The 15,131-nt window shown below is 64.6% G+C and carries 9 protein-coding genes and 1 pseudogene; 7 read left to right on the top strand and 3 right to left on the bottom strand.

Annotation, left to right across the window (positions count from 1 at the left end):
* Window positions 1-77 precede the first annotated feature (77 nt).
* The gene (gene glk / locus AB8Z38_RS06390; protein ID WP_369723588.1) at window positions 78-1,046 is read right to left on the bottom strand and encodes a glucokinase; all 969 of its coding nucleotides are present in this window, start codon (window positions 1,044-1,046) and stop codon (window positions 78-80) included.
* A 266-nt stretch (window positions 1,047-1,312) separates the two neighbouring features.
* Between glk and pncA the strand changes: the two genes are divergently transcribed.
* The 5 genes and pseudogenes from pncA (at window position 1,313) to AB8Z38_RS06365 (ending at window position 7,138) form a co-directional block, all read left to right on the top strand.
* The gene (gene pncA, locus AB8Z38_RS06385) at window positions 1,313-1,939 is read left to right on the top strand and encodes a bifunctional nicotinamidase/pyrazinamidase (protein WP_369723587.1); all 627 of its coding nucleotides are present in this window, start codon (window positions 1,313-1,315) and stop codon (window positions 1,937-1,939) included.
* Window positions 1,940-1,955: 16 nt separating this feature from the next.
* Window positions 1,956-3,071 (top strand): alpha/beta fold hydrolase, encoded by a 1,116-nt coding sequence (locus tag AB8Z38_RS06380; RefSeq protein WP_369723586.1) that lies wholly within the window; start codon window positions 1,956-1,958, stop codon window positions 3,069-3,071.
* Window positions 3,072-3,223: 152 nt separating this feature from the next.
* Window positions 3,224-5,256, top strand: a pseudogene (locus tag AB8Z38_RS06375) (NAD(+) synthase).
* Between the two features lie 14 nt (window positions 5,257-5,270).
* Window positions 5,271-5,588: a GrlR family regulatory protein gene (locus AB8Z38_RS06370; RefSeq protein ID WP_369723585.1), complete on the top strand. Its 318-nt coding sequence runs from the start codon at window positions 5,271-5,273 to the stop codon at window positions 5,586-5,588.
* 179 nt (window positions 5,589-5,767) lie between these two features.
* A complete protein-coding gene (locus tag AB8Z38_RS06365; RefSeq protein ID WP_369723584.1) occupies window positions 5,768-7,138 on the top strand; it encodes a DUF1236 domain-containing protein in 1,371 nt (456 codons plus the stop codon).
* A gap of 298 nt (window positions 7,139-7,436) precedes the next feature.
* Here AB8Z38_RS06365 and AB8Z38_RS06360 read toward each other — a convergent pair whose 3' ends face one another.
* Both AB8Z38_RS06360 and AB8Z38_RS06355 read right to left on the bottom strand, forming a co-directional pair.
* Window positions 7,437-8,813 (bottom strand): SagB family peptide dehydrogenase, encoded by a 1,377-nt coding sequence (locus AB8Z38_RS06360; protein ID WP_369726756.1) that lies wholly within the window; start codon window positions 8,811-8,813, stop codon window positions 7,437-7,439.
* A 95-nt stretch (window positions 8,814-8,908) separates the two neighbouring features.
* Window positions 8,909-11,155 (bottom strand): TOMM precursor leader peptide-binding protein, encoded by a 2,247-nt coding sequence (locus AB8Z38_RS06355; RefSeq protein WP_369723583.1) that lies wholly within the window; start codon window positions 11,153-11,155, stop codon window positions 8,909-8,911.
* A 781-nt stretch (window positions 11,156-11,936) separates the two neighbouring features.
* Here AB8Z38_RS06355 and AB8Z38_RS06350 point away from each other — a divergent pair.
* Both AB8Z38_RS06350 and ilvD read left to right on the top strand, forming a co-directional pair.
* On the top strand, window positions 11,937-12,839 hold the full coding sequence (locus AB8Z38_RS06350) for a VOC family protein (RefSeq protein ID WP_369723582.1): 903 nt from the start codon (window positions 11,937-11,939) through the stop codon (window positions 12,837-12,839).
* A 209-nt stretch (window positions 12,840-13,048) separates the two neighbouring features.
* Window positions 13,049-14,899, top strand: coding sequence for a dihydroxy-acid dehydratase (gene ilvD / locus AB8Z38_RS06345; protein WP_369723581.1), 1,851 nt, complete (start codon window positions 13,049-13,051; stop codon window positions 14,897-14,899).
* The last annotated feature ends 232 nt before the right edge of the window (window positions 14,900-15,131 follow it).

The raw sequence follows: 15,131 nt of genomic DNA, 5'->3' as shown, positions 1-15,131 counted from the left end.
GATCCTGCGCGGAAACGTGCATTCGATGCAATCAGCTGTGAATTGCTCAACCGTGGCGCGCGAGAAGCGCGCGGGCCTCAACCCAGATTGTGGTCGGCGAACATCTTCAGGCCGACGAAGCTGGCATCGGGTTTGGTGATCAGTAGGGTCGGGATGTTGCGCAGATAGTCCTGGAAACGCCCCTTCGCCTCGAAGCGCGCCCGGAACGCGGAGGCCGCGAGGAAGTCGGGAAAGCGCGGGGCGATCCCGCCGCCGATGTAAACGCCGCCTCGGGCCCCAAAGGTCACCGCAAGATTGCCCGCGACGGAGCCGAGGATCGCGCAAAACATACTGAGCGTCGCGCGGCTGAGCTCGCAGCTGCTGTTCAGCGCCGCTTTGGTGATGCCGGCGGCGTCGCGCTGCGGTATCTGCACGCCATCGACCTCCGCCAGCGCCTCGTAAAGGCTTTGCAAGCCGGAGCCGGACAGCGCGCCGCGCTCGATCGAGACGTGACCCTGGCGCCGACGCAGGCAGGCGATGACGCGTTCCTCGCGTTCGTTCTCCGCCGGCAGGGTCGCGTGGCCAGCCTCGGTGACGACGGCCAGCCGCGCACCATGGCGCTCGACCAAGCAGGATACCCCGAAGCCCGTCCCGGGGCCGATCACCAGCAACGGCTCTCCCGGCAAGCCGTCCTGTCCGCCGAGCGGAATGAGGTCGCTTGGCTGCAAGGCGGGCAGGGACCAGGCCACCACCTCGAAATCATTGAGCACATGGACGCTGTCGAAGCCGAGCGCCGGCTGGAGCTCGTTGCCGTCGATGATCCACGGGCTGTTGGTCATGACGCAGCGATTGTTCGTGACCGGACCGGCGACGGCCAGCACGGCTCTGGCCGGCTTTTCGCCGGCGGTCCGTCGCAGCACATCGATGATGGCTTCCTGGACCGTCAGGTGGTCGGCGACCTTTACATAGTCGATTGCTCCGATCTGGTCGCTCTCGCTCAGCGCGAAGCGCGCATTGGTGCCGCCGATATCGGCGAGAAGAATCGTTCCTGGCTTGCCGATACTCATGCCCATCTGGCTACCGCGGCCTTGCCGGCTGCGCGAGCCTTTTTCCTCCGCTCCTTCGATCCGCATGTCGCGGACATGGCAGAATCCGCCCTTGGATGAGGCTAGTCAACACGGACCGCGCCAAAGCGTTGCATGCTGGGGACGAAGGTCGGACGATTTGCGCGACATCCCTGCAGTGTCGGTGGTTGCGAAGCAGCCCGGGAAGATCGACATTGAAGCAAGCGGCCGGCGCCCGTTGCGCCCGGCCGATGCAATGAGGCCCTGCGATGAAGGCGTCCGACCGTGACGTGCTCCTCGTGATCGACGTGCAGAACGACTTCTGCACGGGCGGCGCGCTCGCCGTCCCCAGCGGCGAGCGAGTCGTGCCGACCATCAACCGTATCGCCCAAAATTTCGCCAATGTGGTGCTGACCCAGGACTGGCATCCGCGCGACCATGTCTCGTTTGCGGCGAACCATGCGGGGCGGCAGCCATTCCAGACCATCGAGCTCGATTATGGTCCCCAGGTGCTCTGGCCATCCCATTGCGTGCAGGGCACGTCCGGCGCCGAATTCCACCAGGCGCTCGAGATCACCCGGGCAAGCCTGGTGGTGCGCAAGGGCTTTCGCCCCGGCATCGATTCCTATTCGGCCCTGTTCGAGAACGATCACCGGACGCCGACCGGCCTGCTCGGATATTTGCGCGAGCGCGAGCTGAAGACGGTGTTCGTCGCCGGGCTCGCGCTCGATTATTGCGTTCGCTTTTCCGCGGAGGATGCCCGCAAGGCAGGGTTGGAGGTGGCCGTCATCGAGGACGCCTGCCGCGGCCTCGATCTGCTCGGCTCGATCGCCGCGGCCCATCAGAGTTTTCGGGACCTTGGCGTTTCCGTCATGAGCAGCGAGGCGTTCCAGTGAAGATCGCGAGGTAGTCGTGGCAGAGAACAGCGGCAAACACCCGAAGGGAGCGGCGCATGTGTCGCAGGATGCGCTGCTGTGGCCGTTTGAAGCGGCTCGTCTTGCCATGGATGCCTGTTTCTGGTGGCTGGAGCACCGCCCGGCGGAGCAGGACGAAAGCAGCCTGCCGTGGGCCACCCCCAACACCGTGGCGCTGGAGCTTGCGACCATGCGCCTGCGCGAATGCACCAGGGCGCGGTCAGGCCACGCAGCCCTGGTTTGTGCACCCTATGCGCTGCATCGCGCGCTGATCGCGGACTTCGCGCCCGGCCACAGCGTGGTGCAGTCGCTACAAAATGGCGGCATCGACCGGGTCTATCTCACCGACTGGCGCTCCGCCGCGCCGGACATGCGCTATCTCTCGATCGACAGCTATCTCGCCGACCTCAATGTCGCCGTCGACGCGATCGGTCCGCCCGTCGATCTCGTCGGCCTGTGCCAGGGCGGATGGTTGTCGCTGCTCTACGCGGCGCGTTTTCCGGCCAAGGTGCGGCGGCTGGTTTTGGTTGGCGCTCCGGTCGATCTCGCGATCGACTCGTCGCTGTGCCGGCTTGCCCGCAATGCGCCTGAAATGGTCTACGACCAGCTCGTCGCACGTGGCGGCGGCAATGTCAGCGGCGAGGAGATGCTGCGTGTCTGGTCGAAAGCGCCAAGCCACGACGACATCGCGGCGGCCTTGCAGAGGGATCTCGCCGGCGAGGAAGGCGCGGCACTGCTCGCGCGCTTCGACCGCTGGAACACCGAAACGCTCAATCTCCCCGGCACCTACTATCTCCAGATCGTCAACTGGATTTTCCGGGAGAACCGCATTGCGAGCGGCCAGTTCACGGCACTCGGGCGCGCGATTGATCTGAAGGACGTCAAGACGCCCGTGTTCCTGCTGGCGGGCCTCGACGACGAGGTGGTGCCGGCCGCGCAAGCGCTCGCCACCGCCAAGCTCCTCGGCACGCCGCCGGCGTTCATTGCGGCGGCCTCCGAGCCCAGCAACCATCTCGGTCTGTTCATGGGCGCACGCACGCATGCCTATGCCTGGGTCCGGATCACCGAATGGCTGCGCGAGGATCGGCCCGGCGTGCTGGCGCGCAGCGCCTGACACCGCCGGCGGGGCGGGGCAGGCGAGTTGCAATTCCGTTATGCATGACGGCGAATGGCCTGCACGGGGCGGCGTCGATGGGCTAAATACAGTCGGAGCCGATGGCGGCCGGATCACCTCCGGTCGCGAAGAGATCGAAGGTACTGCGCTCGATGAGTTTTCACTCGATTTACGCCCACGGATTTGCGCGCGTCGCGGCCTGCGTCACGACGTCCCATGTGGCCGATCCCACCGCCAACGCCAAGGCGGTTCTGGCGGCGGCGCATGCCTGCCACGAGCAGTCGGTGGCGGTCGCCGTGTTTCCCGAGCTGTGCCTGTCCGGCTATGCGATCGAAGACCTCGTCAAGCAGGATCCGCTGCTCGATGCGGTCGGGCGGGGGCTCGCCACGATCGTCGAGGCCTCCTCGGCCCTGATGACCGTTCTCATCGTCGGCGCGCCGCTGCGCTTCGGGGCCCGCATCTACAATTGCGCGGTCGTCATTCACCGCGGCAACGTCCTTGGCATCGTGCCGAAGAGCTACCTGCCGACCTATCGCGAATTCTACGAAGGGCGGCATTTCGCCTCCGGCGCTGGGATCGTCGGAGAGGTGATCGCGATCGGCGCGCTACGCGCACCCTTCGGGGTCGATCTGCTGTTTGCGGCCGAGGACGTTCCTGGCCTGACGATTGGCGTCGAGATCTGCGAGGACATGTGGATCCCGGTGACGCCGGCCTCGGAGCTGGCGCTCGCGGGCGCGAGCGTGCTGATCAACCTCTCGGGCAGCCCGATCACGATCGGCCGGGCGCGCTCGCGCGCATTGCTGTGCCAATCGACCTCGGCGCGCTGCCTTGCGGCTTACGTCTATTCTGCCGCCGGAGCAGGGGATCCACCACTGATCTGGCGTGGGACGGCCAGACTTCGATCTACGAAAACGGCGTGCTGCTGGCCGAGGGCGAGCGGTTCCGGCAGGGCGGGCAGATCACGCTTGCGGACGTCGATCTCGACCTGCTGCGGCAGGAGCGCGCGCTGATGGGGACGTTCGACGACAACCGCCGCCAGCGCGATGGCTTCTTCCGCAAAGTCGACTTCGCCCTTAAGCCACCGGCCGCCGATATCGGCTTCCTGCGCAAGGTCGAACGTTTTCCGTTCGTCCCGAGCGACGAGAGCCTGCTCGAACAGGATTGCTACGAAGCCTACAACATCCAGGTCGCCGGCCTGGTGCAGCGCCTGCGCGCCACCGGCACCAAGCGTGTGGTCATCGGCGTGTCGGGTGGGCTCGATTCCACTCACGCCCTGATCGTCGCCGCCAAGGCGGTCGACTTGCTCGGCCTGCCGCGCGAAAACATTCTCGCCTACACCATGCCGGGCTTTGCCACCGGCAGCGAGAGCAAGACCAATGCGTTCGCGCTGATGAAGTCGTTGCAGACGACTTGGCAGGAACTCGATATCCGCACCACAGCCACGCAAATGCTGAAGGATATCGGCCATCCCTTCGGCAAGGGCGAGATGGTCTACGACGTTACGTTTGAGAACGTGCAGGCGGGCCTGCGCACGGATTATCTGTTCCGGCTCGCCAACCATCATGGCGGCCTCGTCATCGGCACCGGCGACCTCTCCGAGCTCGCGCTCGGCTGGTGCACCTACGGCGTCGGCGACCAGATGGCGCATTACAATGTCAATGCCGGCGTGCCGAAGACGCTGATCCAGCATCTGATCCGCTGGGTGATCGCCTCGAAACAGTTCAGCGACGACGTCAACCGGACCCTTGCATCGATCCTGTCGGCCGAGATTTCGCCGGAGCTGGTTCCGGCCAAGCCCGGCGAGAAGCCGCAAAGTACCGAAGCCGCGGTCGGGCCGTACGAACTCCAGGACTTCAACCTGTTCTACACGCTGCGGTTCGGCATGCGGCCCTCCAAGATCGCGTTCATGGCGCTCCAGGCGTGGAAGGATGTTGCGAAGGGCGAGTGGCCGCCGGCGTTCCCGAACGACCGGCGCAAGGCCTATGATCTTCCCGAAATCCGTCGGTGGCTCGAGGTGTTTCTGCGCCGCTTCTTCGCCTTCAGCCAGTTCAAGCGATCGGCCATGCCGAACGGACCGAAGGTTTCGGCCGGCGGCTCGCTGTCGCCGCGTGGCGACTGGCGCGCGCCCTCGGATTCGAGCGCAGCGGCATGGCTTGAGGATCTGGAACGAAACGTGCCGGTTTGAGCAGGGGATGAGCCATGTCGACCGGTGATGCGTCCGAGCGGGGCGACGTCCAGAACAGCGTTCGCAATGGCCTCTACATCTTTGAAATTGAGATGCGCGATGGCAAGCGCGGCCAGGCCAAAGGTGTCGTCGTGCTCTGCGATGGCCGCATCATGGGCGGCGACAGTTATTTCTACTACACCGGCAGCTACACCTTCCGGAACGGCAAGTGGCGCGGCGACATGACCGTCAATCAGCACACCGAGGCCGTCGGCAAGACACTTCGCCTTCGGCGGCAGAGAGGTGACCTGCGGCTTCTCGGGCCACTACTCCGCCGACCGCGCCGAGGTTGAAGGCATGGCGCTGGTCGGCAAGACCAGCGTAACGTTCACGGCGCGACTCACGCTGAAGGACGCGATGTGAGCGCGATCTGATCCGGCGCGCCGATGAGCGCGTCCCGCCGTTTCCCCTTCAGGAACCTTCACGCGAGCGCGACGTTCGCCTCTGTTGGAAAAATGACGAGGAGAGGGATATGCGCAAGCATTTGATGTTGTCGACTGCCGCCGTCGGGCTGATGCTCGCATCGGGCCTGGCCTATGCCCAGGCGCCCGGTGAGCGAAAAGACGAACCGAAACGTACCGAGGAGCCGGCGAAAGGCGCCGCGCAGCAGCGCGAACGTGGATCGGCCCAGGAACGGACTCAGGAACGCGGTCCGGAACGCGCGCAAGGCGGCCAGGAGAAAATGCAGGGGGCCGGACGGGAAGATAAGGGCGGCGCCAATCGCCAGGCCAACGAAGAGAAGAACCGGCCCGCGGCGGCTTCCGAGCGCAATCAACCCAACGCGAAAGAGCAGGCGCAGGAATCCCGCGAGCCGGGGCGAGATCGCAACCGCGAGGCGGAAAGCGCCAAGCAGGGCCGTGAGAGTGGGAAGAACGAGACTGGCAAGAACGACACTGCCAAGAGCGACACTGCCAAGAGCGACGCTGGCAAGAACGACGCTGGCAAGAACGAGAGTGGCAAGAGCAGCGCCGAGACGAAGCCGGACAAGTCGGCACCGCAGAAGTCGACGGCCGAGTCCGAGAAATCAAAGGCGGGAACAGCTGGCGAGCACAATGACCGCGCGGGCACGGCGGCGAACCAGAACGAGCGGAACCAGAACCAGCCACCGCGCAACGCCGCCGAGCAGCAGCAGCCTGCGCAACAGGGCAACCGTCCGGCCACGGCAACCGACACCAACCGGACCCCTGCGACCAACAATGCACAGACGACGCCCTCTCAAACGGGCACGCAGACCAATCAAGCCAGTCAATCAACTCAGACCAACACCCAAGTTAGTCAGCAGAACCGCATCAATCCCGAAAAGCAGGTGCGGATCTCCGAAACCTTGAGCCGCGAACGCATCGAACCCGAGCGCAACCTGAACATCTCGATCCGCGTCGGCGAGACGATTCCGCCGCGCGTCCGTCTTCACCGATTGCCGCCCGACATCGTTTCGATCGAGCCCGAATATCGCGACTACGAATATTTCGCGACCGATGACGACGTCGTCATTGTAGAGCCCCAGACGCATCGGATCGTCAGCCAAGTGCCGCGCGATCCCTCGCGCGCCCGTGCGCAAATGAACGATCGTGGCGGGTCGAGCATGGCGGCGGCCAGTGGTGGCAGCGGGACCAGCAACGTGAACTGCCGCATCATGCGGCGCGACGCGTCCGGCAACGTCACCGAAGCAGAACCATCAACGGTCGGCTCGAGCGCCCGCACGGACTCGTTGAGCGTGACTGTTCAGTTGCCCGGCGGCGGCTCGTCCGCACCGATCGCACTCGGAGCCCCGACCGGTGACATCGTGGTCGCCACGCAAGGGCAGGGCGATTGCACCGTGACGATCGAGCCGCAGACGCGCTGAGCGCCCAACACGAAAACGCGCCGCCAGGCTGGAAAGCCGGGCGGCGCGTGATCGCTTTCAATATCAAAAGCACGAGGTCCGGAGTGCCTAGGAGTCCGGACCTCGTAACCTTGCCCCAGCCTTTGATCCCCCGCCCACGTGGTCCCCCAACCCCATGTAGCGCGATCAGAGGGTGATGCCCTTGGAAGGCCGCCGATCGATATGCGCGATGTACGCGACATCCAAATAGGATTCCATTCCGGATCACTACGGATTCGAACGTGCTTGATTCCGCGCGATGACGATGCGCCTGCACGCGCTAGCCGTGGACGTCCGGGTTCCTGCCGCGCCCGAGCGCAAATTGGCCGACCGGGCCCTCGATATGGAATTCCAGTTCCGTCATCTGCGCGAACAGATCGATGTTGGTGCTGCCGATGGCGCAGCCGCCGAGACCCATATCGGTCGCAGCCAAATAGAATGTCTGAATCAGGCTGCCGACATCCTTCAGGATCAGGGAGTACGCGATGGCGCTGTATTTCCAGGAGATCCGGCCAAAGCGCGCGGCAATCGTGATCAGGATTTGCGGCTGACCAGGGGCATCCATGGCAAACTGGGCGGCCGCCGCGTGCGCCTGGAGTTGTCGAGTGGAAGCGCCGATCGCGACCAGCGCGTGGCTCGCTGCATCGTAGTGGTAGAGGCCGCGCGCCAGCCCTTCGCAATTCGTGACCGTCAGGTACAATTCCAGCTCGTAGGCGCTGCCGGCTGACGGATACGGCCTCGTGCTGTAGGTAACGTCGGTCCCGCCCTCGAAATACGGGCCACTCTTCCATTCGGACAGGACGCGCGCGGTGGTGTCGAGAAACTGCGCGAGCTCGCCGAGCGTGACCGGATGCTTGTCGTCGAAATCCCGTGTTGAATGGCGCTCGCGCAACAGCTTCGGGAAGGGAGAGTTCGGTTCGGCGCGGGCGAATTTGCGCAGGTCGATCTTGCTGCCGGGCCAGGGCGGACGTACCGCGGGCAAGGGTGGAACGACGCTCGCATAGGTGAAGGCGGCGCCGACCGGATTGGCTTGCCGGCCCTCCGTACTGCGCGTGTGAAACACCAGATCATGGAAATCCCAGAGAACGAGATTGCCGTCGCCTTCGTTCATCCGGAGGCCGTCTTCGTCTTTGGCGCCGATCTTGATCAAGATCTGGCTGTCCAGCAACAGTTCGAGCAGACAAAGCGTCGAGGACGCCGCCCGCAGGTTGAGCTTGTTGATTTTCCGACGCTGCGACAGCTCGGCAAGGGTCGTGGCGATGGCGGGGTCGCCGATCCGGAACAGCGCGCCTGCGCGCGGCGATTCCAGCACCATCTCGTTGCCGCGCCGGCGCAGATAGGCAAAGCGAGACAACACGACGGTGTCACGGCTGCCGAGCTTCGCACGTCGCGGCCAGTAGTCGGCGATCTGGGGCTCGATGACCACGAGGTCCTGCTCATGACGCGGCGAGGAGAGGCGGTATTCCAGAAGCCCATGCCGGGCCAACCGACGCACGAGCGCGTCGACTTCCCTGGCGAGCACGCTCTTCCCTGCAAAGGACGCGAGCGAAAGGCCGGTGCTCAGGTCGCGGGCGCGAACCGTCGCGGCCTGGCTGAACTGGCCGAGGCTGACGGAATAGTCTCCCAGCGAAGCGGCGACGTTTCCGTCCATCTGCATCTGAAGCGAGAAGCGATGGCTCAGTCGAGCAGCAATCTCCGGCGCGGTCTTCCTGGTCGGCTTCTTCCGGGGAACACGCACGAAACAGCAGCCCTTCAGGTGTGCGGAAGGAACGGGGTGAGTTCGCTTTCCAGGCGCGGCCGCTCCAGTAATCCAAGCTTCACCGGCACGTCGTAGAGGCGGCCGGGCGCGAAGCGGCGATAGAAATGACGCAGGCCCGGCACCAGCACCCTGACGACGGGGACCTCGACATCAGGCCTTGTCTGGTCGAGCACGAGGAAATCGTAGCCTGCACGGGCGGCGATCTCGACGCAGGCAATGACCTGGTCCCGCGTATTGCTGTGCAGATCGAGGCTTGGCGCCGGCGGGACGATCGGGCGCTCACTCGGTATCAGGAACGGATAATCTTCCAGGCGCAGCGGCGTGACACCGTCGAGGCTCGGCTTCTCGCCGCTTGCACCGCCCATCATGCCGACGGACATGAATTGGGTCAGTTCGGTGAGGGAGCGCAGCAGCGCGATACGTCGATCGAAATGCGCGCCCGAACCGAACTCGATATTCTCGTGTCCATTCTGCATCCAGTGCATGATGGCCACGTAGGTCGGAATGCCGAGATCGCTGGTGATGTCGAGCACCCACAGCTTGCGCCCGGCTTCGGCAAATTGGCTCTGGAGGTCGCGGACATAGAAATCGTCGAACTGCGCGAGATCAACCTCGGCGCGCTGCACCCGGTTATACCACCAGATCGCATAGGCATCGCGCTCGATCAGTTCCAGGAAGCCCTGGACGATGGCTTCGTCGCGGGTGTTGCCGGCCGCGCAGCCGTTGGAATCCGTATGGAAGCCGCCATAGAAGAAGTACAGCAGGCCGGTCGGCAGATATTTGAAACGTTTGTCGCGCAACGATGTGACCGGCGACCACTCGGTCTTCGCCGCGACATCGAACGGCTCCGGCACCGGATGGGAATCGTCCGGCTGCTGGAGGAACCTGTGGTTGAACTGCGTGTCGCTGAACAGCTGAATATCGTTGGGAAGAATGGCCTCGCCCGGCGCGAAGTCGCCGAAGCTGCGCGTCGTCCTGATCTCATCACCCTGGAAAATGCCCGAATAGCGCTCGATCGACTCCATCAGCGCGCTGGCCTCGCCCTGCTCGGCGGTCGAGCCCTTGCCGAAACTGCCGCCGCTCAATCCGGACCGGAGCTGGTCGATGCTGTGGGCCGGCGCGGAGAAATTATGCTGGGCAAGATAATTGGTGTTCATCGGCAGATCGGCGTCGATCCGCTCGAGCCTGGTCACCACGCCTGTGAGCGGGCTCACATGCTTGCGGAAGCGCGACACCGTAGCCCTAGAGGTCACGGTGCGATATCCACCGCTGGTCATGACGAGCTTCTTGCCTTCGCCGATCTCGACCGGGATCGGAGGCCGGCGCGGGTTGTTCAGCTTCCTGCTGCCACACGTCGGGCATTGCGGGCGTCGCGCGACGTAGTGCTTGGCGATGACGGCACCGGGCAGGTCGAAGCTTGCGATGTGATCGCGCAGATCGGTGCGAAAGCCCGAGGCGATTGCTTTCGCGATCTCGACGGCTGCGAAATGGATTGCGCTCTGTCCGACGCTTTCGCTGACGAGCGGCGATACGGCGACCGCACGCGCCGGTCCCCGGTCGAGAAACCCCTTGATCTCGCGGTTGCGGATCATGCGATCGAACAGGCAGATCCAGCAGGCGCTCTCGCCAGGCTTGAACACGGGTCCGACCAGTGGAAATGCGCCGGAGGGCTGCACCAGCAGCCATGGGGTCTTGCCGGTCACACGCTCCTGGTTCAGATCGCCGAGCCGTCGATCAAGATAATCGTTCACCAGCGTGATCGTGAGCTTCGGCGCGCGTTTGGCGATTTGAACGCCGAGTTTGCTCAGGGCGACGGTCAGCTCCCTGGCGCCTTTGACGTCCATCGCCTCGACCTGCACGGAGCAGCCGCGAAGATTCTGTTCCGCGACCTCCGGCGACAGGCCGAGGCTTGCCCAGAAACCGCCGACGGTCTCGTTGAAGGCTTGCGAAGTCCGCGCAATGACATATCGGCGATCGAGCAGCCGCTTGATTGCTTCCTCGATCTTGTCGGCCGGGAAGCGCTTCGAAAGCCGGCGCATGATCTCCGGCCTGGTCCTGCCATGTTGTCCGATGGCGTTGGCCAAGGCGCAATAGAGCTCGCCATGCAGGAAAAACTTGCGATCCTCGGAATAGAGGCAAACCGCATCGGGAGGTAGTTCGTAGGCGGTGAAGTTCGGTGCAAATCGGAGAATGTCTTTGCGGCTCTGCCGCGCAACGCGGGTCTTGCGATTGGCCGTCATTGAGTGAGCACGCTGATCCTGTTGCCGTTACCTCGGATCGCCGGCGCAAGCGCGGTCGCGAAACCAAGCAATTGGCCGGACCCGTTCTCGGGGCCGGCCAATGATCTATCGGATTCTCGACACGCCATTCGGAACGCGCCGGAGTCTAGCACCAGCGGCAACGGCCCCACGATGCGCAGCAACCGGCGCACCCCACGGCGCATCCCACCACGCCAACGGCGCAGCCTCGGCAACCGACGCCACATCGGCAGCCCCGGCATCCCCGACAGCCACGACATCCGCGACAACCACCGCATCCACGGTAAGCCACCTGCACGCGGCCAGCTACGTCTTCCTTGTCGAACAGGTGGAACGTGGCGAGGCTGACGTCGGCCATTTCCTCTTCGCCGAAGGTGATGGCCTGATCCGATCCGAAGTTCGGCAATTGCCGTACATCGGGGGTAGGCACGGCGGACGCCATTGCGCTTCCCGCCAGCGAAAACGTCAACCCTGCGGCTCCGAATGCCGGCACGGCGACTTTGGTCACTCGCTTTTTCGCTTTAGAACTCTGCTTCGCCTGCCGCATGGTCGAACCTCCGAGCATTGCAAGAAGCATCCCAGCCGCGGTAAGTCTACGCCCTGAAAATGAGGCAAGCAACAATGATGCGGACAAAAACATTGTGCCGCACGCTCAGGAAGCATTCATCTTCATGACATTCATGTTCGTGAACAGTATCGGCGCGTTGCGTTGGTGCTGCTTGGTGCAGTGCCGCAAGACGGAAGCGTGAACGGAGAGATCGGCGTGGATCAGCCAGAGCGCTTCGCTTGGTATGAACTCCTGACCACAGACGTCGCGGCCGCCAGCGCATTTTATCGCAAGGTGGTCGGCTGGACTTTGAAGGACGAGTCAACGTCGGAGCTGGCCTACACGGTGCTTCGTAACGGCAGCGCGCCGGTCGGCGGATTGATGGATCTGCCGGAAGAGGGGCGGCGGATGGGGGCAACGCCGAGATGGATGGGTTACGTCGCCGTCGACGATCTGGACGGGATCGCCGCGCGGATCGGGCGTCTCGGTGGTGCGATCATGGTGCCGCCGACCGACACCAATATCGGCCGAATAGCCGTCGTTGCCGATCCGCAGCAAGCGACGTTCGGGCTGATCGCGCAACCCACATATGGCGACCGGAAATCGGGCCGGCCGGACGAGCCGGGACGCGTTGGCTGGCATGAGCTGCTGGCCGCCGACCGGACCGTGATCTTCGATTTCTACAAGGAGCTGTTCGGCTGGCAGAAGGCCGACGCCCAAACCGATCCGGCGGATTTGTATCAATTGTTTTCCGCGGGTGGGCAGACCGTCGGCGGCATGCTGACGAAGTTTCCGAGTGTCGCGCAGCCGAGCTGGCTGCATTACTTCAACGTCGACGACATCGGCGCTGCGGCGAAGCAGGTGAATGCTGGCGGCGGACGGATTCTCCAGGGGCCGATCGAATTGCCCGATGGCTGCTGGATCGCGCGATGCGTCGATCCCCAGGGCGCCCTGTTTGCATTGCAGGGTACGCGAGGTCCGGCAGGCATCGCGCCATCCTCGGCCTCGGAAATCACGTGGTCCGCCAAGTGGGGCGAGACTGAGTCTCAGGGCAGAATGGTGCTGCCCGATCCAAAGTCCAAGCCAAAGCCGAAGCCCAATCCAAAGCCAAAGCGCTAACGCCTGATCCGGACAGGTGCGAACCGGTTCTGGCAACCGACATCGCCATAGCCCGCGCCCGGAGCAGGGGAGGCCTGCGACAGGCCGATCCGGCCCCGTCGGGGCCAAGTTCCCGTTGCGCCTGATCACCCCGTGCGCTATCCGGCCGGAAAGGCCTGAGCGGCTTCGATATTTCCCGCCCGGCCAGCCAAACCGAGGACGGAAACGCCATGCCAGCCTATCGCTCCCGCACCACCACCCACGGCCGCAACATGGCGGGCGCCCGCGGCCTCTGGCGCGCGACCGGCATGAAGGACGGCGATTTCGGCAAGCCGATCATCGCGGTCGTCAACTCCTTCACCCAGTTCGTGCCCGGCCACGTCCATCTCAAGGACCTCGGCCAGCTCGTCGCCCGCGAGATCGAGCAGGCCGGCGGCGTCGCCAAGGAGTTCAACACCATCGCGGTCGACGACGGCATCGCCATGGGCCATGACGGCATGCTCTACAGCCTGCCGTCGCGCGAGCTGATCGCCGACAGCGTCGAGTACATGGCCAACGCCCATTGCGCCGACGGCCTGGTCTGCATCTCCAATTGCGACAAGATCACGCCCGGCATGCTGATGGCCGCGCTGCGCCTCAACATCCCTGCGGTGTTCGTCTCCGGCGGCCCGATGGAAGCCGGCAAGGTCAAGCTCCAGGGCAAGACCAAGGCCGTCGACCTCATCGACGCGATGGTGGCGGCGGCCGATTCCAAGGTCAGCGACGAGGACGTCAAGGTGATCGAGCGCTCGGCGTGCCCGACCTGCGGCTCCTGTTCGGGCATGTTCACGGCGAATTCGATGAACTGCCTCACCGAGGCGCTGGGTCTGGCGCTGCCCGGCAACGGCACGGTCGTGGCGACCCATGCCGATCGCAGGCGCCTGTTCGTCGAGGCCGGCCATACCATCGTCGATATCGTGCGCCGCTTCTACGAGCAGGAGGATGCCTCGGTGCTGCCGCGCAATGTCGCGAACTTCAGGGCGTTCGAAAACGCGATGACGCTGGACATTGCGATGGGCGGCTCGACCAACACGGTGCTGCATCTGCTTGCGGCTGCCCATGAAGGCGAGGTCGCGTTCACGATGCGCGACATCGACCGCCTGTCGCGCCGCGTGCCCGTGCTGTGCAAGGTCGCACCATCAGTCGCCGACGTGCATGTCGAGGACGTGCATCGCGCCGGCGGTATCATGGGCATTCTCGGCGAGCTCGATCGCGCTGGCCTGATCGACACCTCCGTGTCGACCGTGCACGCGCCGACCATGAGCGACGCGCTGGAGCGCTGGGACGTCAAGCGCTCGAAGAGCGAAGCGGTGCGCACCTTCTTCCGCGCCTCGCCCGGCGGCATCCCGACGCAAGTGGCCTTCAGCCAGGAGCGCCGCTACGACGAGCTCGATACCGATCGCGAGAAGGGCGTGGTTCGCAATCTCGAGCACGCCTTCAGCAAGGACGGTGGGCTTGCCGTGCTCTACGGCAATCTCGCGCAGGACGGCTGCATCGTGAAGACCGCCGGGGTCGACGCCTCGATCCTGAAATTCTCCGGCCCGGCCCGCGTGTTCGAAAGCCAGGACGCAGCAGTCGAGGGCATCCTGGGCGGCAAGGTCGTCGCCGGCGAGGTCGTGGTCATCATCTATGAAGGCCCGCGCGGTGGTCCCGGCATGCAGGAGATGCTGTATCCGACCAGCTATCTGAAATCGATGGGGCTCGGCAAAGCCTGCGCGCTCGTCACGGATGGCCGTTTCTCCGGCGGCTCGTCTGGCCTGTCGATTGGCCATCTGTCGCCGGAAGCGGCCGAAGGCGGCAATATCGGCCTCGTGCGCACCGGCGACCGCATCGCGATCGACATTCCGAACCGCAGCATCAGCCTTGAGGTCTCCGACGAGGAACTCGCCAGCCGCCGCACGGCGGAAGAGGCCAAGGGCGATGCCGCCTGGCAGGCGCAGAACCGCAAGCGCAACGTTTCGACCGCGCTGCAGGCCTATGCGGCGCTCACCACCAGCGCCGCGCGCGGCGCGGTGCGCGAAGTGAAGCGGCGCGTGAAGTAGACTGGTTGTAGCCTGGATGGAGCCAATGGTCGGCGCAAAGCGCCGCCCATTGGTGCGATCCGGGGCAAGTGCGAGAGCGGAGGATCGGCCCCCGGATTGCGCTGCGCTCCATCCGGGCTACGCGTCCGGCAACGCTGGCGCGGCATGCATGGTCAATGAATCCTTATCGATGGTCCGCGGCTTCGCGTTCGCATTAAGGATGCCCCGACGAACTTCGGCAGCCTGGGATTTC

It is taken from the genome of Bradyrhizobium sp. LLZ17, from assembly GCF_041200145.1.
Lineage (GTDB): Bacteria > Pseudomonadota > Alphaproteobacteria > Rhizobiales > Xanthobacteraceae > Bradyrhizobium.
The sequence above is the reverse complement of the archived record's forward strand: the minus strand, read 5'-3'. Positions and strand labels throughout refer to the sequence as shown.

Excerpts from the sequence above, each read along its gene's own strand:
- glk (WP_369723588.1), bottom strand. The coding sequence starts at position 1,046 with ATGAGTATCGGCAAGCCAGGAACGATTCTTCTCGCCGATATCGGCGGC.
- pncA (WP_369723587.1), top strand. The coding sequence starts at position 1,313 with ATGAAGGCGTCCGACCGTGACGTGCTCCTCGTGATCGACGTGCAGAAC.
- AB8Z38_RS06370 (WP_369723585.1), top strand. The coding sequence starts at position 5,271 with ATGTCGACCGGTGATGCGTCCGAGCGGGGCGACGTCCAGAACAGCGTT.
- AB8Z38_RS06365 (WP_369723584.1), top strand. The coding sequence starts at position 5,768 with ATGCGCAAGCATTTGATGTTGTCGACTGCCGCCGTCGGGCTGATGCTC.
- AB8Z38_RS06360 (WP_369726756.1), bottom strand. The coding sequence starts at position 8,813 with ATGCAGATGGACGGAAACGTCGCCGCTTCGCTGGGAGACTATTCCGTC.
- AB8Z38_RS06355 (WP_369723583.1), bottom strand. The coding sequence starts at position 11,155 with ATGACGGCCAATCGCAAGACCCGCGTTGCGCGGCAGAGCCGCAAAGAC.
- ilvD (WP_369723581.1), top strand. The coding sequence starts at position 13,049 with ATGCCAGCCTATCGCTCCCGCACCACCACCCACGGCCGCAACATGGCG.